Source organism: Actinomadura verrucosospora, from assembly GCF_039540335.1.
In the GTDB taxonomy this organism is placed as follows: domain Bacteria; phylum Actinomycetota; class Actinomycetes; order Streptosporangiales; family Streptosporangiaceae; genus Spirillospora; species Spirillospora verrucosospora.
In genome coordinates this window covers 311,869-336,860 of record NZ_BAABEV010000003.1, presented here as the reverse complement: position 1 = coordinate 336,860, position 24,992 = coordinate 311,869, and the positions used below count along the sequence as shown (strand labels likewise).

General features: G+C 71.9%; 25 protein-coding genes. 8 read left to right on the top strand and 17 right to left on the bottom strand.

What is annotated here, in order from left to right; all coding sequences use genetic code 11:
- The first annotated feature begins 105 nt into the window (after positions 1-105).
- Entirely contained in the window at positions 106-714 is a 609-nt protein-coding gene (locus tag ABD944_RS05710) for a PadR family transcriptional regulator (protein WP_345173098.1), read from the top strand.
- A gap of 52 nt (positions 715-766) precedes the next feature.
- Here ABD944_RS05710 and ABD944_RS05705 read toward each other — a convergent pair whose 3' ends face one another.
- From ABD944_RS05705 to ABD944_RS05695, 3 genes are all read right to left on the bottom strand, one after another.
- The gene (locus tag ABD944_RS05705; protein ID WP_345173096.1) at positions 767-1,789 is read right to left on the bottom strand and encodes a hypothetical protein; all 1,023 of its coding nucleotides are present in this window, start codon (positions 1,787-1,789) and stop codon (positions 767-769) included.
- 343 nt (positions 1,790-2,132) lie between these two features.
- A complete protein-coding gene (gene otsB, locus ABD944_RS05700; RefSeq protein ID WP_345173094.1) occupies positions 2,133-2,954 on the bottom strand; it encodes a trehalose-phosphatase in 822 nt (273 codons plus the stop codon).
- Between the two features lie 19 nt (positions 2,955-2,973).
- Entirely contained in the window at positions 2,974-3,303 is a 330-nt protein-coding gene (locus ABD944_RS05695) for a DUF3263 domain-containing protein (RefSeq protein WP_345173093.1), read from the bottom strand.
- A gap of 319 nt (positions 3,304-3,622) precedes the next feature.
- On the opposite strand from ABD944_RS05695, the gene ABD944_RS05690 reads away from it, so the two are divergent.
- Positions 3,623-4,237, top strand: coding sequence for a MarR family winged helix-turn-helix transcriptional regulator (locus ABD944_RS05690; protein ID WP_345173091.1), 615 nt, complete (start codon positions 3,623-3,625; stop codon positions 4,235-4,237).
- On the opposite strand, the gene ABD944_RS05685 is transcribed toward ABD944_RS05690, so the two are convergent.
- The 6 genes from ABD944_RS05685 to ABD944_RS05660 form a co-directional block, all read right to left on the bottom strand.
- Positions 4,234-4,530: an SHOCT domain-containing protein gene (locus ABD944_RS05685; RefSeq protein ID WP_345173090.1), complete on the bottom strand. Its 297-nt coding sequence runs from the start codon at positions 4,528-4,530 to the stop codon at positions 4,234-4,236. The two genes, ABD944_RS05690 and ABD944_RS05685, sit on opposite strands and share 4 nt — an antisense overlap.
- Before the next feature lie 107 nt (positions 4,531-4,637).
- The gene (locus ABD944_RS05680; protein WP_345173088.1) at positions 4,638-6,920 is read right to left on the bottom strand and encodes a S8 family peptidase; all 2,283 of its coding nucleotides are present in this window, start codon (positions 6,918-6,920) and stop codon (positions 4,638-4,640) included.
- Between the two features lie 190 nt (positions 6,921-7,110).
- Positions 7,111-8,775 carry a solute symporter family protein gene (locus ABD944_RS05675; protein ID WP_345173086.1) on the bottom strand — a complete coding sequence of 555 codons (1,665 nt, stop codon included), beginning with the start codon at positions 8,773-8,775 and terminating at the stop codon, positions 7,111-7,113.
- Positions 8,772-9,011: a DUF485 domain-containing protein gene (locus ABD944_RS05670; RefSeq protein ID WP_345173085.1), complete on the bottom strand. Its 240-nt coding sequence runs from the start codon at positions 9,009-9,011 to the stop codon at positions 8,772-8,774. The genes ABD944_RS05675 and ABD944_RS05670 overlap by 4 nt, the downstream gene beginning before the upstream one ends.
- A 226-nt stretch (positions 9,012-9,237) precedes the next feature.
- A complete protein-coding gene (locus tag ABD944_RS05665; protein ID WP_345173084.1) occupies positions 9,238-9,522 on the bottom strand; it encodes a GlsB/YeaQ/YmgE family stress response membrane protein in 285 nt (94 codons plus the stop codon).
- Between the two features lie 31 nt (positions 9,523-9,553).
- On the bottom strand, positions 9,554-10,201 hold the full coding sequence (locus ABD944_RS05660) for a TetR/AcrR family transcriptional regulator (RefSeq protein ID WP_345173082.1): 648 nt from the start codon (positions 10,199-10,201) through the stop codon (positions 9,554-9,556).
- Between the two features lie 183 nt (positions 10,202-10,384).
- Between ABD944_RS05660 and ABD944_RS05655 the strand changes: the two genes are divergently transcribed.
- A complete protein-coding gene (locus ABD944_RS05655) occupies positions 10,385-11,569 on the top strand; it encodes an FAD-binding oxidoreductase (RefSeq protein ID WP_345173081.1) in 1,185 nt (394 codons plus the stop codon).
- A 4-nt stretch (positions 11,570-11,573) separates the two neighbouring features.
- Here the strand turns inward: ABD944_RS05655 and ABD944_RS05650 are convergent, their stop codons facing one another.
- On the bottom strand, positions 11,574-12,872 hold the full coding sequence (locus ABD944_RS05650) for a cytochrome P450 (RefSeq protein ID WP_345173079.1): 1,299 nt from the start codon (positions 12,870-12,872) through the stop codon (positions 11,574-11,576).
- A 179-nt stretch (positions 12,873-13,051) separates the two neighbouring features.
- Here ABD944_RS05650 and ABD944_RS05645 point away from each other — a divergent pair, with 179 nt between their 5' ends.
- The 3 genes from ABD944_RS05645 to ABD944_RS05635 all read left to right on the top strand — a co-directional run bounded on the left by ABD944_RS05645 (position 13,052) and on the right by ABD944_RS05635 (position 14,347).
- Positions 13,052-13,489, top strand: coding sequence for a peptidase inhibitor family I36 protein (locus tag ABD944_RS05645; RefSeq protein WP_345173078.1), 438 nt, complete (start codon positions 13,052-13,054; stop codon positions 13,487-13,489).
- A 119-nt stretch (positions 13,490-13,608) separates the two neighbouring features.
- Entirely contained in the window at positions 13,609-13,740 is a 132-nt protein-coding gene (locus ABD944_RS05640; RefSeq protein WP_345173076.1) for a hypothetical protein, read from the top strand.
- A gap of 250 nt (positions 13,741-13,990) precedes the next feature.
- A complete protein-coding gene (locus tag ABD944_RS05635; protein WP_345173074.1) occupies positions 13,991-14,347 on the top strand; it encodes a hypothetical protein in 357 nt (118 codons plus the stop codon).
- Between the two features lie 85 nt (positions 14,348-14,432).
- Here ABD944_RS05635 and ABD944_RS05630 read toward each other — a convergent pair whose 3' ends face one another.
- The 3 genes from ABD944_RS05630 to ABD944_RS05620 form a co-directional block, all read right to left on the bottom strand.
- Positions 14,433-14,999 carry a GlcG/HbpS family heme-binding protein gene (locus ABD944_RS05630; protein ID WP_345173073.1) on the bottom strand — a complete coding sequence of 189 codons (567 nt, stop codon included), beginning with the start codon at positions 14,997-14,999 and terminating at the stop codon, positions 14,433-14,435.
- A 194-nt stretch (positions 15,000-15,193) separates the two neighbouring features.
- Positions 15,194-15,997, bottom strand: coding sequence for a phosphatidate cytidylyltransferase (locus tag ABD944_RS05625; protein ID WP_345173071.1), 804 nt, complete (start codon positions 15,995-15,997; stop codon positions 15,194-15,196).
- Positions 15,994-17,775, bottom strand: coding sequence for a histidinol-phosphate aminotransferase family protein (locus ABD944_RS05620; protein WP_345173070.1), 1,782 nt, complete (start codon positions 17,773-17,775; stop codon positions 15,994-15,996). The genes ABD944_RS05625 and ABD944_RS05620 overlap by 4 nt, the downstream gene beginning before the upstream one ends.
- 176 nt (positions 17,776-17,951) lie before the next feature.
- Here ABD944_RS05620 and ABD944_RS05615 point away from each other — a divergent pair, with 176 nt between their 5' ends.
- Entirely contained in the window at positions 17,952-18,644 is a 693-nt protein-coding gene (locus ABD944_RS05615) for a hypothetical protein (protein ID WP_345173068.1), read from the top strand.
- 122 nt (positions 18,645-18,766) lie between these two features.
- Here the strand turns inward: ABD944_RS05615 and ABD944_RS05610 are convergent, their stop codons facing one another.
- Together ABD944_RS05610 and ABD944_RS05605 are read right to left on the bottom strand one after the other, a co-directional pair.
- Positions 18,767-19,522: a hypothetical protein gene (locus ABD944_RS05610; RefSeq protein ID WP_345173067.1), complete on the bottom strand. Its 756-nt coding sequence runs from the start codon at positions 19,520-19,522 to the stop codon at positions 18,767-18,769.
- Between the two features lie 144 nt (positions 19,523-19,666).
- The gene (locus tag ABD944_RS05605; protein WP_345173065.1) at positions 19,667-20,332 is read right to left on the bottom strand and encodes a metallophosphatase domain-containing protein; all 666 of its coding nucleotides are present in this window, start codon (positions 20,330-20,332) and stop codon (positions 19,667-19,669) included.
- A gap of 77 nt (positions 20,333-20,409) precedes the next feature.
- Between ABD944_RS05605 and ABD944_RS05600 the strand changes: the two genes are divergently transcribed.
- The gene (locus ABD944_RS05600; RefSeq protein WP_345173064.1) at positions 20,410-22,155 is read left to right on the top strand and encodes a hypothetical protein; all 1,746 of its coding nucleotides are present in this window, start codon (positions 20,410-20,412) and stop codon (positions 22,153-22,155) included.
- Between the two features lie 129 nt (positions 22,156-22,284).
- Here ABD944_RS05600 and ABD944_RS05595 read toward each other — a convergent pair whose 3' ends face one another.
- Both ABD944_RS05595 and ABD944_RS05590 read right to left on the bottom strand, forming a co-directional pair.
- Positions 22,285-22,857: a DUF4097 family beta strand repeat-containing protein gene (locus tag ABD944_RS05595; protein ID WP_345173062.1), complete on the bottom strand. Its 573-nt coding sequence runs from the start codon at positions 22,855-22,857 to the stop codon at positions 22,285-22,287.
- A 1,075-nt stretch (positions 22,858-23,932) separates the two neighbouring features.
- Entirely contained in the window at positions 23,933-24,520 is a 588-nt protein-coding gene (locus ABD944_RS05590; protein ID WP_345173061.1) for a hypothetical protein, read from the bottom strand.
- Positions 24,521-24,992: the final 472 nt, after the last annotated feature.

Below are 24,992 nucleotides of genomic sequence, written 5' to 3'. Positions count from 1 at the left end.
GGCGCGGGCGCACTCCGCGGTCATTCACGCCACAGTGTTGCATCGCGACATGTTAACGATATATCGTTGAGGCATCGCAACCGATCAACAACGAAGGAGACTGCGATGCACGAGCACACGATGAGAAGGCGCGGCGGCTTCAGGCGACCGGAGGAGCGGGGTCGCCGCGGCGACCCGTTCGGCCCGTGGGGGTCCGGCGGCCCGGGAGGACCCGGCTTCGGTCCGGGCTTCGGTCCCGGCCATCGCGGACGCGGTGGCCGCGGGCGGCGCACCCGGCGCGGCAACGTCCGGGCGGCGCTGCTCGCCCTGCTCGCCGAGCGGGCGATGCACGGCTACGAGATGATCCAGGAACTGGACGGCCGCACCGGCGGCGTCTGGCGGCCGAGCCCCGGCTCGGTCTACCCGACCCTCCAGATGCTGGAGGACGAGGGCCTGGTCAGCAGCGAGGAGCAGGGCGGCAAGCGGCTGTTCTCCCTCACCGACTCCGGCCGGGAGGAGGCGTCGGCGCAGACCGCCGCCCCCTGGGACGAGGTCACCGAGGCCGCCGGCGAGAACGTCCTGCGCGGGCGCGAGGCCGTCGGCCAGCTGATGGGCGCCCTCCAGCAGGTGATGTCCGTGGGCAGCGAGGCGCAGAAGGCGCGCGCGCTGGACGTGGTCAACGACGCCCGCCGCCGCCTGTACGGGATCCTCGCCGACGACCCCGAAGCCGAGTGAACCTCAGGGAGCACCGACCGGAACCGCCGTGGCCGCCCAGGTCACGGCGGTTTCATTTTCCCTTCGGGAACGGCGCCTCCCTGGCGAGCCGGTCGGCCATGTACAGCTGCTTCCACACGTACAGGGCCAGGTCCGAACGCCTGACGCGGCGGTCGACCGGGACGCCCACCGTCGCGCGGACCAGGTACGCCGAGCCCGGCGGAAGGTACTTGTCGCCGCCCTCCCCCGCGACCAGCGCGCCGCCCGCCAGCCGCCGCACGACCTGGCTGTCGGTCGGCGGCGTGCACAGGCCCTCGGGAACGCCGGCCTGCGGCATGCAGCGCCCCCGCGCCGCCGGCGTGACGAGGTCGCGCCGGACGAACACGTCGCCGGGGAAGTCGAGCAGGACCTTCTCGCCGCTCGGGTTGGCGAGGATGTACTCGATGTAGGGGAACGCCGTCCCGGACGGCGGCGTGGACCGGGACGCCGTCCCCACGCCGTCGCTGATCCCGGACGTCACCGCGGCGATCCTGTACCGGGAGCCGTCGGCGGTGCCGATCGTGAGGGGCGCGCCCGCGGGCGGCAGCTTGGCGGCGCCGCCCGGCGCCCGCTCGCCCGCGGCGGGGGCGGCCTCGGTCGTGCCCTCGTCGCCGGAGCCGGGCGTCAGCACGACCCCGGCCGTGACCAGCCCGGCCAGGACGAGCACGCCCGCCGCGACCAGCCCGCTTCGGCGTCCCTTCCGCCGCCGCTCCCGGCGCTCGCGCTCGCGCTCGCGAGGCCCGAGCCGCACCTGGACGCCGCTGGTCTCGCGGACGCCCATCGGCCCCGTCGCCGACGACCGCTCCTCGGGTTCGGAGTAGGCGTCCTGCGCCTCGGGCACGGCGGCCCACTCCGACCCGCCGAGCGTCGGCTCCTCGCGCGACCGCGGCGGCTCGGGGGGCGACGGCGGGGGCCCCGGGGGCGACGGCGGGGGCCCCGGGGGCGACGGCGGGGGCGTTCCCCAGACGCGCGGCGGCGCCTGCGCGGCCGGCGCGGTGTGGACGATCGGACGCGTGGGGGCGTCCGGCGGGATGGGAGGGCCCGGCGGAACGTGCACGCCGGGCGGAACGTGGGCGCCGGGCCCGGGCGGGCGAACCGGCGTCCCCTCTCTGGGCGTGGCCCTCGGGATGCCCTGGGAGGGCGTCTGCCTGATCTCGCCTGGACGGCGCGGAAGTCCCGGTTCCGTGTCCACCGTCTCGCCTCCCGATGTCCCTCGTGCGGCTTCCCCGCGAACCACACTCCCCACAATTCACCACATTTTGACCTAATCGCCTTCCGCTGCCACACCGGCCCCCGGAGTCTCGCGAGATGCGACAAGTCGAGCCGGGAGTCTTGTCACCTGACGGACAATTACTCCGCGCTCCGGCGCCCCGGGCGGCGCCGGAGGCCGTTGGAGCGAGTCAGGAGAGGGAGTCGGCGAGCGAGCCGATGAGGTCGACCACGCCGGCGGGCCCGTCGACCACCAGGTCCGCCCGGTCGGCGAGCGCGGTGACCTCGGTCGAGCCGCTGCACACCAGCACGCCGGGCACGCCTTCGGCGCGCAGCGCGTCGACGGCGTCGAACGCGGCGAGGTCGCCGAGGTCGTCCCCGGCGAACAGCAGGGCGGAGGGGCGCGTCCCGCGGTCGTCGACGTACGCGCGCAGCGCCTTGCCCTTGTCCATGCCGGGCGGGCGCAGTTCGAGGACGTACCGTCCCGGCTCCACCGACAGCCCGGTCCGCTCGGCGAGCGCGGCGAGGATGCTGCGCAGCCGGTCCAGCGCGACCTGCGGTTCGGCGCACCGGCGGGTGTGGACGGCGAGCGCCTGCCCCTTGTCCTCGACGAACGTCTCGGGCGGGGCGCCGGCGGCGGCGAGGACGCCGGGCAGCTTCGCGCGGGCCTCGGCGACGCCGGGCGGCGGCTCCGGCACGGTCAGCGTGCCGGAGTCCCAGCGTTCGAGCCCGTACTGCCCGAGCACGACGAGCCCGTCGATGCCCTCGAAGCCGCCGTACTCGACGGCCACGGCGGCGGGACGTCCGGTCACGATCAGCAGCGAGCCGACCAGCGGGGCCAGCCGGGCCAGGGCCGGCGCGGCGTCCGGATGGGCCCTCGCCGAGGCGGGGTCGGGGACGATCGGCGCCAGGGTGCCGTCGAAGTCGAAGCCGAGCACGGCCCCGGCCGGGTCGTCGCGGATGGCGTCAAGTCCTTCGGCGCCTGCGGCCGTCAAAGAGCGGGGAGAGTTCACGTGACCAATGGTGGCCAGGTCAGGGCCGGATGCCGAGCCGCCGCGCGGCACGGCTTCGTTGCCGCTGTGTCCGCATCCGGCGCAGGCGCTTGACGAGCATCGGGTCGCACTCCAGCGCCTCGGGCCGGTCGATCAGGATGTTCAGGAGCTGGTAGTACCGCGTGGCCGACATGTCGAACGTCTCGCGGATGGCCTGCTCCTTGGCGCCGGCGTACTTCCACCACTGCCGTTCGAAGGCGAGGATCCGGCGGTCGCGCTCGGAGAGCCCGCCGGCGCTGAACGCGGCGTCGTCCGCCGCGCCCTCCGCTTCGGCGGGGCCGGGCTCGGCCGGGGGGCGGCCGTCGTCCATGGTTCGGTCCTGTGGGGGGACGTCACCGCGGGGGTCACCGGGGGCGTTCGCCGCTCGCATCAGGTCCCCTCTGTGGTTACTGATCCCGGGTCGTCCGGGTTCGGGCGGGAGCCATGCTACGCGTCCGCGCGGACAAGTTCCGGCGGATCCCGGTGAACGGACGCCGGTGGTTCAGTGCATCACATCCCCCTTCACCTGGGGCTCTTTCGCTCCGTGTGTCTCACCGGCAACGGCGTTCACGTCACGGTGAAACATATGTACGCTGCATACGTTAGAGTAGGTGATCCGCAGCGTCCGGCGTTCGGAACGGAGACCTTGCATGGCGACGGAGACCTCCGCCACGGGACGGACCGCCGAGCGGGCCGCGCCTCGGGACGGGAGCCCTCCCGGACCCCCCGCCGACGGCTCCCTCACCGAGATCGCGACCGCGCTGTTCCATCTGCGCCGCGTGTGGGCCAAGCCCGACCTCGTCAAGCGCGTCCGCGCCCAGACCTCCACCGCCGCGGACGGGCGCCCGCTGCAGCTGTCGAACCTGATGGTGGTGAACGCGGTCGCCGCCCTCACCGACTGCGCGCCCCCGGACGAGCCGTCCTGCGAGGTCACGGTCGGCGCGGTCGCGGAACGGCTGGAGATCGACCCGTCCACGGCCAGCCGCCTCGTCGGGCACGCCATCGACGCCGGCCTGGTGTCCCGGCGCCCCTCCCCCGTCGACGCGCGCCGCGCCAACCTCGGCCTGACCGAGTCCGGGCGGCGCGTCAAGCAGGTCTCCGACCGGTTCCGCCGCGCCTACCTCGACGACCTGATGGCCGACTGGTCGGAGCGGGAGCGCACCGAGTTCGCGCGGCTGCTCACCCGCTTCGCCGACGCCGCCGTCCGGGCACCGATGTACCCGGACGGCATCGACCGCATCTTCGAGGAGGCGGCCGCCGACTAGGCACCGTTGCGCAGGGCGGACATGCGGACGTGGTACTCGTCCTCGTCGATCTCGCCCCGGGCGAACCGCTCGGCGAGCACCGAGCGCGCCTTGGTCATCGGGTCGGCCGCCGCCCTGGCCGCCTCGGCGCCGTCGTGCATGCGGCGCCGGATGAGGTAGAAGGCGGTGCCGAGCACGGCCAGCCAGAACAGGCCGAACGTGATGGGGAAGACCGGCCAGAACGCGGGGGCGTCCCCGTCGTGCCAGCCGCCCGGGTGCATCGCGGCCGCCTGCGTCGCCAACATCGTCAACATGGTTCATCGACCTTCCTGTGTCGGATGAGTCGATGCTCGGCGAGAGGTCCGGGGGGCCGCATCGTCCGGCCGGAGGCACTCGCGCTACGCCCGCCGGAGTACCGCGCTCACCACCAGGGCGGCCGGTACTCCTCGTCCTCGCCGGGCCGCGGCGGCCGCGAGTGCCGTCCGCGCGGCTCGCCGTCGGCCGGGTCGGGCGGCGGGACGGGCCCTTCCGGCGGTTCGGCGCCGCCCAGGCCGGGCGGCGGGACGTCGGGGAACGCCTCGGCCGGCGCCTCGTCCGCGTGAGGTACGGGCGGAAGCGGCGGCTCGCCGGGCGGTTCCGGCGGTACCGCGGCGAGCGGATCCGTCGCGGGCCCGGGGACGTCCGGCGCCTCCAGGGCGCCCCGGCGGAAGGCGTCCCAGTCGTCGTCATCGAGGACGGACGGCTCGTCCCGCGCCGCCCCGTTCAGCCCGGCGCCGTTGCGCCCCATCCCGTTGAGCGGATCGTGTCCGCTGAGGGGGTCATGCCCGTTCAGCGGGTCATGCCCGTTCAGCGGGTCGTGCCCGTTCAGGGGGTCGTGCCCGTTGAGGGGCTCATGCCCGTTGAGCGGGCCGTGGCCGTTGAGCGGATCGTGCCCATTGAGGGGGTCGTGGCCGTTGAGCGGGTCATGCCTCTGGTGCGTCCCGTGCCCGCCCGTGGTGAACTCACCGGGATCGAACGGGCGCAGCTCGCCCGGCATGACCGGCGGCTGCTTCGGCTCGATGGGAGGCGTCGGCCGCCCGTCCCAGCCGGACGGCGGCGGGGGCTCGGGGAGAGCGGGGTCCGGCGGCGGGAACGCGGCGGGGCCCGGCTCGGGCCGCGGGGCCTCCCAGAGCGGGGCGTCCCGCGGCGCGGAGGCCGGCGGCGGAGGCTCCTCGAAGGCGGGGGCCGGGTAGACCTCGTTGTTCTGGAAGAGCGGCGCGTTGACCGGTGCGACCACGGGCGCCGCGTACATCTCGGCGGGGACCGGGGGCACGGCGGCCGCGGGCTCGCGCGGCGCGGCCGGGGCCGAGGGCAGGCCGTAGTCGGCGACGGCATCGGTGTCGCCGCCGTCCTCCTCGGGACGCCGCCGCTGCCGCCACCCCAGCACGAGCCCGAGGACGACCAGCAGCCCCCCGCCGCCGAGGACGAGCGGGAACAGCACGCCGGAGTCGCGGTCGTCCCGCTGCGCGGCCGGCCGCGGCGTCGCGGCCGCGGGCGGCGGCGTCTCCACCGGCCCGCTGGAGGTCTTGTTGATCTGGTTGGCGGCGACGAGGGTGCGGACCGCGTCGACCGTCCCGCGGCATTCGGGCGACCCGGTGGGGTGGGCGGCGCGGGCCGGCGAGCCCTGAATGAGCGCCCGCCGGACCTCCTCGGGGCTCAGCCTCGGGTAGCGGGAGCGGACGAGCGCGGCGACCCCCGCGACGATCGCGGACGAGGCGCTGGTCCCCGTCCCGACGACGTAGCCGTTGCTGGCGTCCGCGCTGACGATCTCGACGCCGGGCGCGCAGACCGCGGCGCCCGAGCGCCGGTTGCTGTCCTTCCAGAGGCGCAGGCGGCGGTCGAGCGCGCCGACGGCGATCACGCCCGGGTAGGCGGCGGGGAAGTTCTTGCGGTTCGCTCCGGAGCCGTCGTTGCCGGCGGAGGCGATGAGCACGACGCCCTTGGAGAGCGCGTACCGGATCGCCTTCTCCTGCGAGGGCGTGCCGTTGTAGGACTGGCGGCCGCCGCCGAGCGACATGTTGATGATCCCGGCGCCGTGGTCGACGGCGTACCGGATGCCCTGGGCCACCGCGTCGCGGTCGCCGCCGGCGCCCGGCTGCTGCCCGTTGTCGCGGCGCAGCGGGTCGTCGTTCTCCAGCGTCACGCGGACGGACAGGACGTTGCTGAGCGGCGCGACGCCCATCATGCCCTGCGACAGCTCGGGACCGTGGCCGTGACCCGCGATGATGCTGGCCATGGACGTCCCGTGCAGGCCCCAGTAGCGGCTGCCCGGACGGCGTACGCCGCCGGTCAGGTCGGGGCCGGTGACGACGCGCCCGGTGAGGTCGGGGTGGCGCCGGTCGACGCCGGTGTCGAGGACGGCGACCGTGACGCCGCGCCCCCTGGAGTACCGCCACGCCTTCTGGGCGCGCAGGACGTCGAGGTGCCATTCGCGGGAACGGATCTGGTCGGTCGGCGCGTTCAGCAGCGGCCCCGCCACGGCGCCGGCCGACGCGCCGCGCACGGTCCGGTCCTTCGCGGAGGAGTCGGAGACGATCGCCGCGGGCACGGCCACGGCGGCGCCGAGCGTGAGCGCGGTGAGGGCCGCGGTCGTCCGGGCGCCGAGCCGGAGCAACGGCACGGCCGGCCGGGGGTGCGCCGGACGGCGCCGACCGGCTTCGGACACGCCGCCCCTCCCTCTGGCTGACCGCCGCGCTCCACGGCGGGTGACATTCTGCCACGCGAACCGCCCCTGGCCCGGGCACTCGGCACATTAGGGCACGGGCCCGGACAGCGCGGATCTTCCCGGACCAGCCTTCCGTACTCGCGGGTAATCAAACCGGGCACGGCATGCTAACCCGTGCGCGCCGTCCGGGTCACTGTGATCCCGCACCCGTCAGAGCCCTGACCGAGAGGTCGTCGTAACGCTCCCGGTCGGCCTTCTCCCGTCCGGCGAAGGTGCCGGCGACCGCGCACGCGAACCCGATCGGGATCGACACGAGCCCCGGGTTCTCCAGCGGGAACAGGTGGAAGTCGACGCCCGCGGGGAACAGCGACAGGCTCTCCCCCGTCACCGGATCGACCTTGCCGGAGACGACGGGAGAGAAGAGGACCAGCACCAGCGACCCGATCAGGCCGCCGTAGATGCCCGCGACGACCCCGGCGGAGTTGAACCGGCGCCAGAACAGCGAGAGCACGATCGCCGGGACGTTCGCCGAGGCGGCCATCGCGAACGCCAGCGCCACCAGGAACGCCACGTTCAGGTCGCGGGCGACCACCGCCAGGACGATCGCCAGCGAGCCGACGAGGAACGAGGCGAACCGCGCGACCGCGACCTCCTGCGACTCGCGCGGGCGGCCGAGCATCAGCACCTGGCCGAAGTAGTCGTGGGCCAGCGACGCCGACGACGCCAGCACCAGCCCGGACACGACCGCGAGGATCGTCGCGAACGCCACCGCCCCGATGAACGCCAGCAGGACGTCCCCGCCGGCCCGCCCGCCGACGTGCTGCCCGACGGCCTGCGCGAGCTGCAGCACCGCGGTGTTGCCGGACGGGTCCTGCGCCACGATCGCGGACCGGCCCACCAGGGCCGCGGCGCCGAAGCCGAGCGCGAGCGTCATCAGGTAGAAGACGCCGACGAGGCCGATCGCCCAGGACACCGACGTGCGCGCGGCCCGCCCGTCGGGGACCGCGAAGAACCGCGAGACGACGTGCGGCAGGCCCGCCGTGCCGAGCACGAGGGCGAGCGCGAGGCTGATGAAGTCGAGCTTGTTGACCACGGTCCGGTAGGCGTCGCCCGGGACGTCCCGCCCGTACTGGAGCCCGGGGCGCAGGAACGCCTCGCCCTTCCCGCTCGCGTCGGCGGCCGACCCGAGCATCGCGCCGGCGTCGAACCCGAACCTGCCGAGCACCAGCGCCGTCAGCACCACCGCCCCGGCCATCAGCAGCCCGGTCTTGATGATCTGCACCCAGGTCGTGGCCTTCATGCCGCCGAACGCCACGTAGAGGATCATCAGCGCGCCCACGGCCACGATCGTGACGGTCTTCGCGGTGCCCGCGCCCATCCCGAGGAACCGCTCGCCGCGGTGGATGCCGAGCAGCAGCGACACCAGCGCCCCGGCCCCGACCATCTGCGCGAGCAGGTAGAACACCGAGACGGTCACGGTGGACACGGCGGCGGCCCGCCGCACCGGCGCCTGGCGCCGCACCCGGCGCACCAGCACGTCCCCCATCGTGAACCGGCCCGCGTTCCGGACCAGTTCGACCAGCAGCAGCGCGAGCAGCCACGCCACGAGGAACCCGATCGAGTACAGGAACCCGTCGTACCCGTTCAGCGCGATGATCCCGGCGATGCCGAGGAACGAGGCCGCCGACATGTAGTCGCCGGCGAGCGCGATCCCGTTCTGCGGGCCGGTGAACGTCCGCCCGCCCGCGTAGAAGTCGTCGGCGCCGCGCGTGGTCGCCCGCGCCCGCACCGTGATGGCCAGCGTGATCAGGACGAACGCCAGGAACAGCCCGAACGTCAGCGCGCGCCCCGTCACCGGAGCTCCCCGGCCAGCGGGTCCAGCCGCCTGCGCGCGTACGCCAGGTAGCCCCAGGTCAGCGCGAACGTCGAGACGAACTGCAGCAGCCCCAGCAGCAGCGCGACGTTGACGTTCCCGGCGACCGTCCGCGCCATGAACCCGCGCGCGAACGCGGCCAGCCCGACGAACACGAGATACCACCCGAGGAACCCGGCCGCGACCACGGCCGCCGCCCGCCGGAACCGCCGCCGCAACAGCAGGAACCTCTCATATCCCGCAACTGGCGCAAGTCCCCCCGCCATCGGTCTCCCCCTGCCCCTTCGTTACTCTCCGCGTCCTTTCGGTCGCCCTATGAGAGCAAAGATTCGCCGACCGCAAGCGCCGTTTGACGAGATCCGCATGACGGCGGCCGGAGACGGCCAAACGACCGCCGTGCTGGAGCGGCGGCCGCGACCGTGCAGGTGAGGAGGGGAACGGCGGTCAGCGTTCGTAGCGGCGATGGCCGCGTCTGGCCCGGAGGCCGGCGACGATCGCGACGCCGACCACCGCCAGGCCGATCTGGAAGACCAGTTCGATCCAGTCGATCCCCTTGGTCGTGGCGACGCCGACCGACTGCGCGATCGCGGTGCCGATGATCGCGGCGACGATGCCGACGAGCACGGTCAGGAGGACGCCGATGGGCTGGCGGCCGGGCAGCAGCAGCCGGCCGAGCGCCCCGATGATCGCGCCGATCACGATCGCGCTGATGATGCCTGTGATGTTCATGTCCTCGCCTGTGCCCGTTCAGGCCCGAACGTCACCTTTTCGGGCCGTCTCCCATGGACCGCAGGTCGTCGAAGGTCAGCGCCGGGCCGCCGAGCTCCCCGGGGCGTCCGGCGCGCAGGCCGTCGACGAGCAGGTCGAGGTGCCGGTGCGCCAGCTCCTCGCCCGTCTCCCGCGGCAGCGGGCCGGGCAGCGGGCGCGACAACCGCACGAGCAGCATGCCGACATCGCCGTGGGTGACGTCCGGACGCAGGTCGCCGTCCTCCTGGGCGGCGGCGACGAGTTCCTTCATGACGGCGACGCCCTCCTCGCGGGTGGCGGCGATCTCCGCGTCGTCGAACGGGATCTGGTCCAGCAGGACGGGGAAGACGGCGCCGATGCGGATGTCCAGCACGCGGTGCATGTAGCGGACGAGGGCGTCGAAGGCGGTCCCCTCCTCGTCCCGCGCGCGCCTGACCTCGTCCCTGGTGCGCTCCAGGGCGTCCAGGGCGACGGCCCTCGTCAGCGTCCGCCGGTCCGGGAAGCGCCGGTAGAGGGTGGCGATGCCGGTGCCCGCGCGCCGCGAGATCTCCTCCAGCGGAGCGCCCGGTCCCTGCTCGACGAACACCTCACGGGCGGCGGCGAGGATCCGGTCGCGGTTGTCCCGCGCGTCGGCCCGCAGCGGCCGTTGCTTCGCACCCATGAACCCAGCGTAGTGGAGGCTCGCCCTCCGAATCTCCTCTAGTCACAGTTAGTGACTATCAAGATCTATGACTATAGCGTCCCCGAGCGGAGGAGCCGAGAAACGGCACTAACCGGAGACATAACCTCCGGCTAGTGCTACGGTGCGAATAAGTGGAGAAGGAACCTCCGGAAGGAAGAGATCATGAATGCCGCCACCCGGACCCCCGCCCGGACTCGCCCCGCCGAGCCGCTGACCGTCGACGCCACCGGCCCCGCGGACGTCCCCGCCGCGGTCCTCGCGTCCCGTGAGCGCGGGCTGCCCCTGACCGTCCAGGCCACCGGGCACGGCACCGTCGTCCCGCCGGACGAGGGGCTGCTGCTGAGGACAGCCCGCATGTCCCGCGTCCTGGTCGACCCGTCCCGCCGCGTCGCCCGCGCCGAGGCCGGGGCTCGCTGGAGCCACGTGATCGCCGCCGCCGCGCCCCTCGGCCTGGCGCCGCTGTCGGGCTCGCACGCCTCCGTCGGCGTCACCGGCTACACCCTCGGCGGCGGCGTCGGCTGGCTGTCCCGCCGGTTCGGCTTCGCCGCCGACCACCTGCTGCGCGCCGAGCTCGTCACCGCCGACGGCCGGCACCTCACCGCCGACGCCGACCACCACCCCGACCTCTTCTGGGCACTGCGCGGCGGCAGCGGCAACTTCGGCGTCGTGACTTCCCTGGAGTTCCGGCTCCACCCCGTCTCGACCGTCTACGCGGGAGTCGCGCTGTTCCCGGCCGAACGGGCCGCCGAGATCCTCACCCAGTTCCGGGACGACGCCGCCACGCGCCCCGACGCGCTCTCCGTCTCAGTGGCGCTGGCCGACCACGCTGACCGCGGCCGGGTCGTCGTCCTCCGCGCCGTCTATGCGGGAACCGCTGAAGACGGCGCGCGCGCGTTGCGTTCCCTCCTGAAGGTCGCGGGCCCGCCACTGCATGACAGCTTCCGGACGATGCCCTACGCCGAGACCGAGTCGCTGGGCGGCACTCCGCCCCTGCACTTCCACCTGTACGCCGACCTACCCGACGCACTCATCTCTGCGATCGCCCGCAGCGACGCCTCGGGGATCGAGGTGCGGCACTGGGGCGGCGCCATGGCGTGCCCCGCCCCAGGCGCCGGCCCCGTCGGGCACCGGGACGTCCCGTTCTCCCTCACGATCGAGGGCTCCGCCGCGGACGCCGCTCCGCTCGCCGCCTTCGCGACCGGAGGCTCGTTCCTGAACTTCCTGCACGACACGTCCAGGACGGCCACCGCCTACACCCCGGAGGACTTCCGGCGGCTGCGCGAGGTCAAGCGCGCCTACGACCCGCAGAACGTGTTCCACCGCAACCACAACATCCGGCCCGCCTGAGCGGCTACCTCCGCACGACCCGCATCGGAAGGGCCCCCGCGGGACGGAACGTGATCTCCGCCCGGACGGGCACGGTCACACCGGGTACCAGGTCAAGCCGGTGCGTCCGGGCGATGGTGGCGAGCACCAGGGTCGCCTCCAGCATCGCGAAACCGGCGCCCACGCAGATGCGGCGCCCTCCGCCGAACGGCAGATACGCGTACCGGGGATGTGTCTGCTCCCCCATGAACCGCTCCGGCTGGAAGCCCTCCGGATTCGGCCAGACCTCGGCGTTCCGATGGATCAGGTAAGGCGGCACGGCGATCGTCGAACCGGCTGGCACCTGCACTCCGGCGACGTCGTCGTCTTCGAGGGCGTCACGCTCGATCGTCCAGGCAGGTGGACAGAGCCGCATCACCTCGGACAGGACGGCCTTCGTCCAGGGCATCCGGTCGACGTCCTCCGCCGTCGGTTCTCTGCCGCCCAGAACCTCGTCCACTTCGTCCTCTAGGCGGTCCCTGGCCGCCGGGTACTTCGACAGGAGCATGAACGTCCAGGCAAGCGAAGCCGCCGTGGTCTCGTGCCCGGCCAACAACAGGGTGAGAACCTCGTCGCGCAGCTCCGCCTCGCTGAACTGACCGCTCTCCTTGAGCAGATTCAACAGTTCGCCGCCGGACGAGCCCCGCACGACCCGCTGGACCATGCCGTCGAGGTGTTCCAGCGCACCCCCAAGCCCCGGCACCCGCTGATACACGCCGCGCTTTGCGGCCGCCCCGGGCAGGAAGGTGCCGACGACGGCCGCTCTCTGGAGTGCCTCAAGCGCCCGCCCCGTCTTCTCGGCTTCCCCTTCGAGCTCGCTGCCGAACAACGCCCGTCCCACGATGCCCAACGTGAGGCGTCGCAATTCCCTCGCCGCGTCCAGCGCGACCCCGTCGGGCCACCGTTCGACGGCCTTCGCGGCCGTATCGACCATCTGCGGCGCGAACCCGACGACATGACGCTGCGCGAACACCGGCTGCACCACCCGCCGATGCCGCCGCCACGTCCCGCCTTCGCTGGTCAGGAGACCGTCCCCGAGAACGGCCCGGAGCGGCCGATACGTGAACGCCTTGACGTAGTTGTCCTGGTTGGCGACGAGGACCCGTTCGGCATGCTCGGGACGCGACAGAAGGAAGAACGCCCGGTTCCGTCCGAACGGCACCCGCACGGTGTCTCCGTAGCGTCTGGCCAAGGCCCCATAGGTGTCGAGCGGGTTCCGGGCCATCCGGCCCCACCACCGAACAGCCTCGACCGCCCCCGGCCCCTGCGCACCCCGTCCGTCCATGCCTCAACCGTAGGAACCGCCCCAACCCCCGACAACCCTTCGCTCTATCTCACTATCGGTAGTCGATTGACCACATAAGGCCATCACTGCGAGCTGACGTACAGTCACTCTCCGTGCAACCGTGGTCGCGCGGCGTCACTCAAGCCGCCAACCACACCAGACGAACGGAGAGCCCCCCGATGGCCAATTGGAAAGCGCGCCTCCTGGTGACCACGACCGCCCTGGCCGCCTGCGCCACCGTGACCGGCCCCGCGGTCTCGACCGCGGCCCAGGCCGCCACGGTCACGACGCGCACCGCCGAGGCGGACCTTCCCCCCGGCGTCGTCAAGCTCGGCGACGCAGAAGGCTGCCCCCCGGTCACCCTCTGCCTCTACCGGGACTACAACCGGCGAGGCCCGGCCTACGGCATCGGCGCCGGCTACAAGGTCGACCTCAAGGACCTGCCCATGGGCGACGACACCGCCGCCAACAACGTCTCCTCGTGGGTCAACAACACCCACGGCCTCGCCGTACTGATCGACGCGGACAACGGCAAGGTCCGTCCGCTGTACCCCGGCCAGCCCCTGGAGGAGCCGCCGTCCGACAACGACACCGTGGACCTGGTCGACTGGGCCTGACGCCCCAGAGGCCGGGCTCCTCCGATCCACTTCCCTTGCGCACTGCCACAAGACCAACACGGTAAGGAACCGACCGTCCGCACTAGGCGCGGGCGGCGACGCAAAGCAAGGAGGACGATGTGGACACGCATGTGCGCAAACGCAGGCTGAAGAAGTGGTGGGTGCTGGAAGTCGGCACCGACAGGGAGATCTCAGGGCCTTACGACACCAAGGAAGAGGCCGAGAAGGCGAGGGACGATGCGAAGAGCTGACCCGCCTTTCTAACTGAACCACCGGCTCCCCGCGCTGTGCGCGGGGAGCCGGCTTGTTTCACGCCATGTCCCGCTCCGGGCCCCCGCCTCCGCGACCAGCGGCTACAGATCGGTCCCCACCGGACGCTTGCGCAGTGGGCGCTCCTCGGGACGGTCAGTACCGCAGGCGTGCTCAGCGCGAACGTATTCCGACAAACCCAATTATCACAGCCGTGCTCAGCGCGGCCCTTCACGCAAAGGAAACCCGATCATGGACAACATCACCGCCATGCTCAAGCGCAACCGCGTCGTCATCGCCGTCGCGGCCTTCGTCACCCTCGTCGTCTTCGTCTCCGGCGACAGGGCCCACTTCATCTTCACCGCTCTGGGGGCCGGCCTGGTCCTCGGCGGCTACAGGATCGTCGTTCGGCTGGCGAAGAACCCCGCCGAGGGAAAGAAGCACCTGGTGGCCGGCTCGGTCGCCCTCACGGCGGTCATCACGACCGCCATCAACAGCGACCTCAGTGTCGACGCCGTGGGCAACATCATCACCGGCATCGGCGGCACCGGCTTCATGCTGCTGATGTTCCTGCTCTTCAAGCACTTCTGGGCCGACGGCTCGAAGTGAAACCCCACCGGGGCTCCCGCCGAGTCCTGGTCCGATTGAAAAACGGCCCCCTCGGGGCCGTTTTCTGCTTTCCCAGGCTTTTCGGTCAGCGGCCGATGGCCGCGAGGACGTCGTTGGCGATGGCCTCGTCGATCCTGCCGTCGGGTGCGCCACCGACGCCGATGCCGGCGATGGGGAAGCCCCGGTACTTGACGGGGACACCGCCGGGCAGCACCAGGGTGCCGGGGATCTGCTTGATCGTTTCGTTTCCGGTCAGGGCGCTCGTGGGCTGGCCGAACGCCACGGCGGTGTAGGCCTTGCGCTTGGCGGACTCGTACGTCTGCGGGCCCGCCTTGCGGGTGCGGACCACGAGCCGGATGGTGCCGACCCGTTCCATGATGACCATCGTCACGTGCTGGTTCCCGTGGCGCCGCGCCGAGTGCACCAGGGCCCTGGACGCCCGGACGAGCGCGCTGTCGGACAGGACCCGTTCCGGTGCCGTGGCCTTGCCGTGCCCGCCATGCCCGCCGTGCCCGTCGTGTCCGCCATGCCCGCCGTAGACGGTGATGGCGGCGGCCGGCGCCGCGGCCGACGCCGTCCCCGTACCTCCGAAGGTCCCGGCCGCGACCGCGCCCAGTGCGATGGCGCCGCCCACGAGATGCCTGATCGACATGTCTCCCCGATTCTGCAACATCCGACTACATAGAGTGATCGTTCAGATATGCACGGTAATGGGGCCGGGGCCCGGGAACAACCCGCTGTGCGCAGAGCGCCGCGCAACACTCGGGAAACGAATCGCCATGGCTCCCCAAAGCCGGGGCGCGGGTGGGGGCTGCCGGTGACGCTCGCTGCACGACCGGCCGGTCGTCAGCCGAGCGCCAGGGCGAACACGAGGGCGAGAAGGAGAGAGTCGAGCCTGTCGAGGAGGCCGCCGGCGCCCGCGAGCCACGAGGCGGAGTCCTTGGCCTCGACCCCCCGCTTGACCATCGACTCCAGCAGGTCCCCCAGCGGGGCGCCGACCGCCACCGCGACCGCCCAGGCGGGCGTGAACGCACCGAACACGGCCAGCGTCCCCAGCCCCGCGGCGGTCCCCGCGAGCAGGCCGCTCCAGTGCTTGGACGGCGACAGCCGGGAAAGGGGCGGCCCGCCCAGCGACCGGCCCGCGAAGGAGGCGGTGATGTCGGCGATCGACACCGCGGCGAACAACGCCAGCACCTCCGGTCCGAGCAGGACCACGCCGGCCAGCGGCGCGAACCAGATCACTCCCAGCACCCCGAAGCACAGCCTGGACAGGCCGCCGGCCGCGTCCCCGGCCAGCACCGGCACCAGGGCGACGGCCGCGAGCGTGAGGGCGAGGGCCTGGGGCAGATGGGCGGGCGCCGCCCAGGCCGTCACGGGCGCGACGGGCACGGCGACGGCGAGCACCGCGCGGTCCGGCCGCGGGAGGTCGGTCAGGCCGCCGTATTCGATGGCGCACGCCACTCCCGCCGAGGCGGCGAGGACGGCCGCACCGCCGGGACCCACGTCCAGTGCGATGACCACCACGGGCACGCCCACCGCCCAGGCGCACCACCGGAGCATGTACTCGCGCCGTTTGGACAGCACGACCGCGATACCGCCGACGAGCAGCGCTCCGGCGAGGTAAGGGAGCGGACCCGCGACCCCGGTCACGCCATGCCGAGCGGGGCGCGCAGTGCCTCGGCGACGGTGACCGCCACGCGGGCGTTCGCCACGGCGTCCCGTACCGCGATCCGTACCGTCCTGCCCTCGAACGCCGGGGACATCGGCGACAGGTCCCGCAGGAACACCCCCCGCCGCCTGCACCGCTCGACGAGCCGGGACGCGGTGAGCCCGCCCCCGGGCAGCGTGAGCAGGACGAAGTTCGCCACCGACTCGCTGACGGACAGGTTCTCGTCGACCTCGGCGAGCGCCGCGGCGAGCTCGGCGCGCAGCACCGCCGTCTGGGCCCACCGGGAGGCGTAGTACGCCGGATCGCGCAGCGCGTTCACCGCGGCTATCTGGGCGGGCAGGCTCACCGCCCACGGCGGGGTCCAGCGGCGCAGTTCGGCCGCGATCGGCGCAGGCGCGGTGAGATAGGCCGCCCGCAGGCCCGACAGGGCGTACATCTTCGACAGCGATGTGCAGACGACGGCATTACCGGCCTCCGCCGCGTAGGGCTCCAGCGTCTGCCCCGCGCCGACGTAGCCGGCGTACGTCTCGTCGATCCAGAACCGGGTCCCGGCCGGCGCGTCCTCCATCACCCTCCGCAGCCGGGCCGCGTCGGCATGGACCCCGGTCGGGTTGTTGGGGTTGACGATGACCACCAGGTCATAGCGTTTCCGCAGGACGCGGGCGAGACGTTCCGGATCGATCCGCCAGCCCTCCGCGCGGTGCAACGGGAACCGGTCGGCACGGCAGCCGATCACCCGCTCGACGACATGCGCGTACTCACCGTAGGAGGGGTCGATCAGCAGCACCCGGCTGGAGGCGTCCAGCCAGCCGCGGAACGCGCGGAAGATCAGGTCCGAGGAGCCCGCCCCGACGGCGAGGACGCTCTCGGGCAGGCCCCGCCGGCGCGCGATCTCCTCGACGAGCCCGTCCGCCCGCACCGGCGGGGACGTCCGCGCGATCCAGTCCAGCCCGCGGGTCAGGGCGGCGACCGCGGCGGGAGCCGGCGGGAACCACGCGTCGAGCACGTCGGCGGGGACCACCTCGCCGCTCGCGTCCAGGGTGTCGAAGCCCCGTCCGAGCGCTTCGACGGACGCACCGCCGTGCGCGCACATCTCGTCCCCGGGCAGGAACGGGACCTCCAGGCCCCAGCGCACCGTCCGTCCCAGCTCGCGCAGCAGCGGCCCGTGGCGTCGCAGGGTCCGGTCGGTGAGCTCGGCGACGTCGCCGGTGAGCAGCTGGAACCCGGCGGCACCGGAGCGCACCGCCGTCCCGGTGGACGCGAGCCCGAGCTCCAGGTACATCGGCAGCAGCTCGACCCGGCCCAGGGCCACGATGCCCCGGCCCCCGTGCCCCGCCACCCAGCGGAGCGCCGCGTACATCAGCAGCCTGCCGATCATCGCGCCCCGCAGGGTCGGATCCACGGCCAGGATCCGGATCTCGAACAGGCCGTCCTCGCACAGCGCCGGATGCTCGTCCCTCCGCAGGTGCCTGTCGATCGAGAAGCGGCCCGCCCACGGAGGCGTCACACTGATGAACCCGGCCGGGCGGCCGTGGTGGACCGCCACGATGTAGACGTTGCTCCCATCGAGGTCGTCGGTGAGCAGCCCGGCGTCGTTGGGGGCGTGCTGGCCGAGCTCTCGCGCGTAGACCTCGTGCCGGAGACGGCCGATCCACTCGACGTCCGCTTCGGACGACATCCGAAGTTCCAGCTCCTCGACGCCGGGCGCGACGAGCGAACCGGCGGTGGACGTTCCCGGAAGTTGTTGATCCGTAGTCATTGACCTCACCTCGGGCGCCACTCTGCCGAGGCCGTCGCGCCACCGCCTGGGTACCCGTACTCAGCCCTCCGGCGCCTCGTACTCAACAGCGCCGGAACCGGTGGTCCCCGCTCGCGGTGCCATCGAGCCGGGGCATCTGATTACATCGGGTCACCTGGACGCGAAGAAGGAGACCTGTGACCGAGGACGCCACCGACAGCCAGGTCTGGGACCCCTACGGCACGCTTCGCCGGGTCCTGTGGGTCGGAGGCGGGCAGTGGGCCGGCAAGTCCACCGTGACCCGGCTGCTGGCCGATCGCTACGGGCTGACCTGCTACAACTACGACTACCACGACGCCCGCGGCCACAACGACCGCCGGATCGCCCGCCGGATCAGGCTGGGCCATCCGCCCGCCGACCCCGACCCCGACGCCACCTGGGTGAACACCACCCCCCAGGACATGGCCGCCGAGACGCTCGCCGGCTTCCCGGTCCGCTTCGAGTGGGCCCTGGACGACCTGCGCGCCCTCGTCTCGGGACGCCCCGTCATCGCCGAAGGCTGGGGACTGCGCCCCGAGCTGGTCGCGCCGGTCCTCGGCTCCCCCCGGCAGATGGTCGTCATGGTGCCCACCGAGGCGTTCCGTGACCGGCAACTGCGCGAACTCCCCCGAGCCGCCGCCTTCGGACCCCGCGTCAGCGACCCCGCGCGGGCCCAACGCAACCGCATCGAACGAGACCGCCTCGTCGCCGACGACGCCGTCCGCTCCGCCCGGCGCCTCGGCATCCGCGTGATCGAAGTCGACGGGACCCGCGACGCCGGCGCCGTCGCCGACATCGTCGCCGACCACTTCCGCCCGTATCTTCCACCCCCGGAGAAACGCGACCCCTGACCGCCGCAGGCGGTCGTCCGCCTTCGGAGAAGCCTGTTCGGCAGAGAGATGTGGCCCCTCCCGAATGCTCGGGAAGGGCCACACTCCTGGGGAGCGACCCCCGTCGAAGGGTCGCCCGTGTCTCAGCCGACCGCCCAGACCTTCAGGCCATCGGCGACGTAGAGGTCCGAGGACCCGGCAGCGGACGTGCGGGCTTGCAGGCCGTGCTCCGAGAAGTCGACCCACAGTTCGGTGTCCGCGCCGGCGCGCCGGCGGAAGGACTCGTCCGCACGCGCCTTGATCAGCGCGTTCCGCACGACCTCCTTCTTGGTGCTCCCCGTGACGCCCATGAGCAGAAGAGGCTCGACCTCCTCGTCGAGCCGCGGACGCCTGATCGGCTCGACCGCCGCGACGTTCACCCAGGAGGTCTCGTAGCGGGGACCGTCGGCGTCCTCGTTCTCGTACATCACGCAGTAGAACATCTCCAGCCGCGCGTCTTCGCCGACGCAGGCGCGCGCCTTCTTCAGCGCCGTCTGCTCGATCTCCTTCTTGCCGGCCCCTGTGAGGCCGCTGAACGCGAGAACGGTGACCGTCTCCTCGTCCTTGTTCACCTCGGTGAGGATGGTGGGTCCGACCTCCACGACGTCCACGACCGGAATGCCCTGGTCGGGGGCGACCTCAAGGGAGGCCTCCGGGGGGAAGCACCGACGCGCCCTCTCAAGCGCCACCGCTTCCTTCTCCGCCCGGTCGGCTCCGGCGAGGTGCCAGAAACCGAGAGCTGCCAACGTCACGTTGACCTCGGCGATCGCCATATCTTCGTCCTTCACGTGAGTTTTTTGATTGATCTGGGAACGCGTTCCCCTCAGGCTGAACCGTACGGCATCGCGGGTGTCGGTCAAGGTCGTCACGGACGCGGGCCGACCGTGGCATCGAAAAGGGCGCACACGCCAAAACAAAGAGCGGCCACGCGCCGGGCAGAAAGGCCTCCGTGGCCGCACTTCCGTACCGTTCTCATCCCCGCATAGAGCGGGCCCGGTCGTCGCTCAGCGGGTTCGCGCGGGCGGCACGATCTCGCCCACCGCGCCCGAGGCGTCCAGGCGGACGACGGTGGGGCCGCGCTCGCATTCCCACGTCGTGACGTTGACGAAAGTCGTCTCCCCGTGGCGCCAGAGCCCACCGTCCTGGTGGATGTGGCCGAACAGGTGCAGCTTGGGGCGAACCTGCCGCACCCGGGCCAGCAGATCCTCACAACCGTGGCGTCCGGGGTAGGCGTTCGCGTCACCGATTCCGAGCGGAGGCCCGTGGGTGACCAGGACGTCGACGCCGTCAGGAATCAGAGCCCATTTCTCCGCGAGGGAACGGCCCCGAGGGAGATTGAACGCCCACTGGTTGAACTCCGGCTGCCAGGGGCTGCCCCAGAAGGTGACGCCGTTGATCTCCGTTCCGCCGTCCTCCAGATAGCGGATGCCGCGATCGGCGAGAACGGCACGGGCCCGTGCGGGGTCGTCCATGAACATCCAGTCGTGGTTTCCCGCGACGACCACCTTCGCGCGATGCGGAAGTGCTTGCATCCAGTCCGCGGCATCCTCGAGTTCTCGCAGGTCCTTGCCGCGCCGGCACAGGTCACCGGCGTGAACGAAGACATCTCCGTCGGGGACGGCGAGTTCGCGATGATAGGTGTGCGTATCGGCGACCGCCACAATCCGCATGAGCCGAGCGTACTGAGCCGCCCCACCGCCCTTGAAGACCACCGCCCGCAGGGGCGGTCCAGGGCTAGAGTGCGCGCGTGGGCTCAGTGATCGGGTTCGACTGGCAGGCGGTGGTCTACCGGGACTTCGACGTCGACCTGGACGAACCCGGCGAGCGCAGCGGCGCGGCACTGGAGGCGCTGCTGGCCGACCTGAACGTGGAGGTCGAATCGCCGTTCATCCTCGGCGACTGGGTCGACAGGCTGGGCGCTTCCGCGAACGCGGAGTCGGCCGCGCTGCTGGAGCGGCTCACCCACCCGAACGTTCAGATCCGCCGGATCCTGGCCGTCGTGCTCACCTACCTGGACATGCCCGACGATGCGGTTCCCCGCATCCGCGCCAGGAGCGAGAGCGACCCGGACGCCCCGACCAGGCTCGGGCTGCTGCTCGCCCTCGGCCGGTACCCCATGGCCCACGACCACCTGCGCCGCCGGCTGGATCGCGAGCCGTCCGACGCGCTGGGCGCCGCGCTCGGCCTGCTGCTGCACACCCCTGAGACGGTGGACGACGCGGTCCTCGACGCGCTCACCCACTGCGACGGCGAGCCCGGATCGGCCCTGGCCGAACTGGCCTGGGGCGACCCCGAATGGGTCGGCGTCCCGCCGGGCGGCCCCGTCGACGCCGTCGACAGCTGGCTTCACCCCACGCCCGAGCTGCACTCACGCTGGCTGGCCCGGATGCTGGCGCGCTTGAGGACCGGCCCAGCGAACCCAGCGGCCACCCACCTCCTGGTCGCCTCCGCGGACCGCCTGTTCCCCCGGTTCCCCGAACACGCCGCCGCCGTCGCGTCCCTGCTGCGGCACCCAGACCCCGTGGTACGGCGAGCGGCCGTGGCCAAGAACCACCTGCCGTCCCACCCCGCATACGCCGATGCCCTCGCGGCCTGTCTGAGCGATCCCGAGTTGTCGGAGATGGCCCTCGTCGCACTGACCCAGCGCGGTGACCCTCGATGCGTGCCCGCGCTTCAGCGCCTGATCGCCCACGCCCCCCTGGATCTCCAGCTACAGCACCGGTTCCGTGCGGCATCGGCGCTGGCTGAGCATCTCTGGCCGCAGGTCCGAGCCCGGCTCGCCAGCTCCTCCTCCTTCGAGGCCAAGGCCCTGCTGTCGTGGATCAGGGAATGGCCCGAAGGAGAACAGGCCGTCCCCGAGGTCACCGCCGTCCTCGAAGGACTGATCCTGCGGCTCGGCGTCCCCGCCCCCGACAGCGGTGACCTGGAGACCGCCGCCGCGTGCTGCATGTTCCTGCGCAGATGGGGCCTGGCCGACGAACGGGCACTGACCGTCCTCCGGCGGGTCGCGTCGGGCCCGGACCCAGAGACCGGCCTCGCCGCCATCCGCGCCCTCATGGGCCTCGGCGAACCGGCTGACGAAGAGGTCGTCGGCCTGCTGCTGCACGTCCTGGAGCGCCGCCACCAGTTCGACCGCAAGGCCGGACGCCACGGCTGGCGCTTCGACACCAACGCCTGCGACTGGCTCGGCGAACTCGGCCCCCGGGCCCGCGCGGCCATCCCCGCCCTGCGCGCCGTCCGCGACGACCCCACCGAACCCGCCCGCGCGGCCGCGGCCTTCGCCCTCTGGCACACCACCCGCGACGCCAACGAGGCGCTCCCCGTCCTGATCGAACAGATCCCCGCCGACCCGGTGCGCACGCTGTACGACCTGAGCCTGATGGGCGAAGCGGCCCGCCCTGCCCTCCCCGTCCTCCGCGACTACGCCGAAGGCGAGGGAGACGTGGCAAAACACGCCCGCCAGGCCCTGAGACGCATCGCTCCCGAGGCGTGATGAACCGGTGCGCCCGAGCGCCGGATTCTCGATAGCGGAAAACAGCAAGGGCCCGGCGATGCCGGGCCCTGCTTGTTAGGGAGGCACCAGCCAGCGCTGGAAACCCTTGATGTGCAGGTGGCGGATGGATCACTCCTTGCGGAAGGTCACCTTCCCGCCCTCTTCGCGTACGTCCAGGGCGTTCTCCTGCCACTGACCGGAGACCTCGACATCACCGCCCCCCGTGCTGATCACGAGCTCGGTGGGGTTGTCCGCCCGAACACTGGCGTTCCCGCCATGGGTGTACAGGTGGACCTTGCCGGCAGCCCTGCCCACGACGATCGGGCCGGACGAGGTGAGGGAACCGAAGGTGAGTTCCCCGATCGTGATGCCCTTCCGACCGTCCAGGTGCACCCAGTCCGAAGGGCCGGAAACGGTGATGGCGCCTCCGCTGGTCGCCTCCATCTGACGGACGCTGAGCGGCAGGCCGACGGTGACGGTCCCGATCCGCGACAGGCCGCGCCGATGACGGCCCTCCACGGTGTCGAAATGGGGACCGGAGAACAGGAAGGCGCCGTCGGGCACCCTCTTGAGTCCGCGTCCGCGGTAGTCGAGGACGACCTCGATCTCTTCTCGGTCTTCCACGACGATGACCACGTCGGCGGCTCCGCCGTTGATGACGATGGCCCTGTGGGTGTGGAGCATGGTGATACGACGCTGCATGTCGAATCTCCTAGGTGAGGTGTTTGGGTTGCTTCACGCGTCGATGTACGAGCGCTAAGAACAACCGTCCCGGAAATGCCCCCGCCCGCCAGCCACCGACATCACCCTGCGAAAAGCCCTCGACACTGAGCGCTGGTAGAGCAACACCTAGGCCTCAGTCGGCAAAACGCACAGCGCCGACGCTGAGCGCCTTCAACAGGTCAGAGGGGTTACGGCGACTTCGGACAACAGCGGGGGTCCGACACATATTCGGCAGACTCACCATCCCCCGACGTGCCTCAGGGCCTTCCCGGGCGTTCACAAGATCGTGCCTGCCGATCAGCGCCATGTGCGCTCGGGCATCCGCCAGCACCGCAGCGAGCCTTGCCAACGAACGGTCGACCGCTACGGGGGCCTCAAGCAGGGGCGGACAGACGGTATCCGTCTACCTCAAAGCGGCTGGCGAGCAAGAGTCGGCCGGAAGGGCCAGCCGTTTGATCGGCACGGCCGGACGGCCGCGGGCGGCGCGGCGGGCCGGCACCCACGCCAGACGGCCGTAATGCCTCCAGGAGCGGGCGACCTTGGCGGCGTCAGACATCTGTTCACAAGAGACTGGCCGCCCCAAGATCGCCACGCGAACCCCAGGCAACCCGTGTGCACCTGGTGGTGGCTGCCAGCAGTTCTGTCGCGGTACTTCTCGCCTGATCACGGCGTCCGCCGGCCTCCAAGCCCGTGTTCGAGAAGGCTCTCGTTGGAGGTGTTCGACGGGCCTTGGGCTTGGCGGACGGCGGGCCGGTCGCCACGTGGCAGGTGCCCGTGGCTCGACGAGTTGAGGCTGCCGCCATCCCTCGGTGCCTCCGCCTTGCACAACCTGTAAGCCCGTAAGACCTCTCGGAGAACGTTGTTCTTCCCTGCGCAGAATCCCTGGAAGCCGCTCACAACGTGTCGCGATACGAGCCAGTGCCTTCACCCGCGCAGGCCCTATGGCGTCGCGGATGAGGAGGGGCTCGCACGAGACGGAAGGGCGGGGCGGATCGCTGGGATCCGCCCCGCCCTCGACTGGCGTCCCGGCGCCGTCAGTGGCGCCGGGAGGAGTTCATCGGCCAGGACCGAGCCGCGAGTCCCGGTCGGGCCAGTGACCGTACCCCCGTGCTCCGACGAACAGGTAGCCGGAGACCGAGGTGTCGTTCAGCGGGCCATTCCCGCCGATGCCGGTCTTGGTGAGATCCCCGTCGACCGTTTCCATCAGCCGCCGGAAACTCTCCAGCGCGGTTTTCTCGGAGCTGGAGAGACGGACCACGGCCGCGAGCTCGGAAGCGACCGGCCGGTAGATGGTCTTGCTGGAGACTGCCGGCTCGACCTTGTCGATCGCGAGGGTCAGCATGGTCTTCTCGATCGCCATGGACTGGGGATCGGCTTCGGAACTGCCGGGGCAGCCGGGTGCCCGGAGGAGATGGACGTCGACCCAGATGACGGCGTAGACGTCTTCCGACTCCCTCTGGGTTTCCAGGGCCCGCGTCAGGGCCTCGCTGCCCGGCAGGTCGGCCAGCATCTTCGCGTCCTGCGCGCAGGCGTCGGCATAGGTCGGCGGCCGGCCGTCGGTCTCTCCGAGACCGCAGCCGCTCGCGAGCAGTGCCAGCAGCGCCAGAAGCACCGCGATGGCCCCGCGTCGTTTGGTAGACACGTTGGGTCCTCCGAATTTTTCTTTGCGGACCGCTCTTCCTGGCGGTCGTCCTCAGAAGACCTTCGCTGGCCGGCACCGATCGGCAATGCACCGCCCGAGCGGCTTGCCGGTCAAGCGAAGGTGCCGACCGGAGGAGGTCCGCGAGGCAGTCGATACGGGCACGGTGCCGGACGACCGGATCACAATGAAGGCGTTCCTTGAACGCTGGGTGTCGGTGAACCTACCGGGCACTCTGGCAGAGTCCACGGAAGACGACTACGCCGACATGGTCCGTCTGCACCTGGTGCCGACGTTGGGCTGCAAGAAGCTCACGGTGGCCAAGGTCGATCGGCTCTGGAACGCAAAGCGAGAGGCCAGATACGCCGCAAATTCCCGGAAGAGAACAGCGGCCGCAAGACGCGCATCGTGCTCAGCAAGCTGAAGACGACCAAGTCACGGCGGACTCTCGTGCTCACGCCAGAGATCGTGAGCA

Excerpts from the sequence above, each read along its gene's own strand:
- ABD944_RS05710 (WP_345173098.1), top strand. The coding sequence starts at position 106 with ATGCACGAGCACACGATGAGAAGGCGCGGCGGCTTCAGGCGACCGGAG.
- ABD944_RS05695 (WP_345173093.1), bottom strand. The coding sequence starts at position 3,303 with ATGGACGACGGCCGCCCCCCGGCCGAGCCCGGCCCCGCCGAAGCGGAG.
- ABD944_RS05690 (WP_345173091.1), top strand. The coding sequence starts at position 3,623 with ATGGCGACGGAGACCTCCGCCACGGGACGGACCGCCGAGCGGGCCGCG.
- ABD944_RS05685 (WP_345173090.1), bottom strand. The coding sequence starts at position 4,530 with ATGTTGACGATGTTGGCGACGCAGGCGGCCGCGATGCACCCGGGCGGC.
- ABD944_RS05665 (WP_345173084.1), bottom strand. The coding sequence starts at position 9,522 with ATGAACATCACAGGCATCATCAGCGCGATCGTGATCGGCGCGATCATC.
- ABD944_RS05660 (WP_345173082.1), bottom strand. The coding sequence starts at position 10,201 with ATGGGTGCGAAGCAACGGCCGCTGCGGGCCGACGCGCGGGACAACCGC.
- ABD944_RS05655 (WP_345173081.1), top strand. The coding sequence starts at position 10,385 with ATGAATGCCGCCACCCGGACCCCCGCCCGGACTCGCCCCGCCGAGCCG.
- ABD944_RS05650 (WP_345173079.1), bottom strand. The coding sequence starts at position 12,872 with ATGGACGGACGGGGTGCGCAGGGGCCGGGGGCGGTCGAGGCTGTTCGG.
- ABD944_RS05645 (WP_345173078.1), top strand. The coding sequence starts at position 13,052 with ATGGCCAATTGGAAAGCGCGCCTCCTGGTGACCACGACCGCCCTGGCC.
- ABD944_RS05635 (WP_345173074.1), top strand. The coding sequence starts at position 13,991 with ATGGACAACATCACCGCCATGCTCAAGCGCAACCGCGTCGTCATCGCC.
- ABD944_RS05630 (WP_345173073.1), bottom strand. The coding sequence starts at position 14,999 with ATGTCGATCAGGCATCTCGTGGGCGGCGCCATCGCACTGGGCGCGGTC.
- ABD944_RS05620 (WP_345173070.1), bottom strand. The coding sequence starts at position 17,775 with ATGACTACGGATCAACAACTTCCGGGAACGTCCACCGCCGGTTCGCTC.
- ABD944_RS05605 (WP_345173065.1), bottom strand. The coding sequence starts at position 20,332 with ATGCGGATTGTGGCGGTCGCCGATACGCACACCTATCATCGCGAACTC.
- ABD944_RS05595 (WP_345173062.1), bottom strand. The coding sequence starts at position 22,857 with ATGCAGCGTCGTATCACCATGCTCCACACCCACAGGGCCATCGTCATC.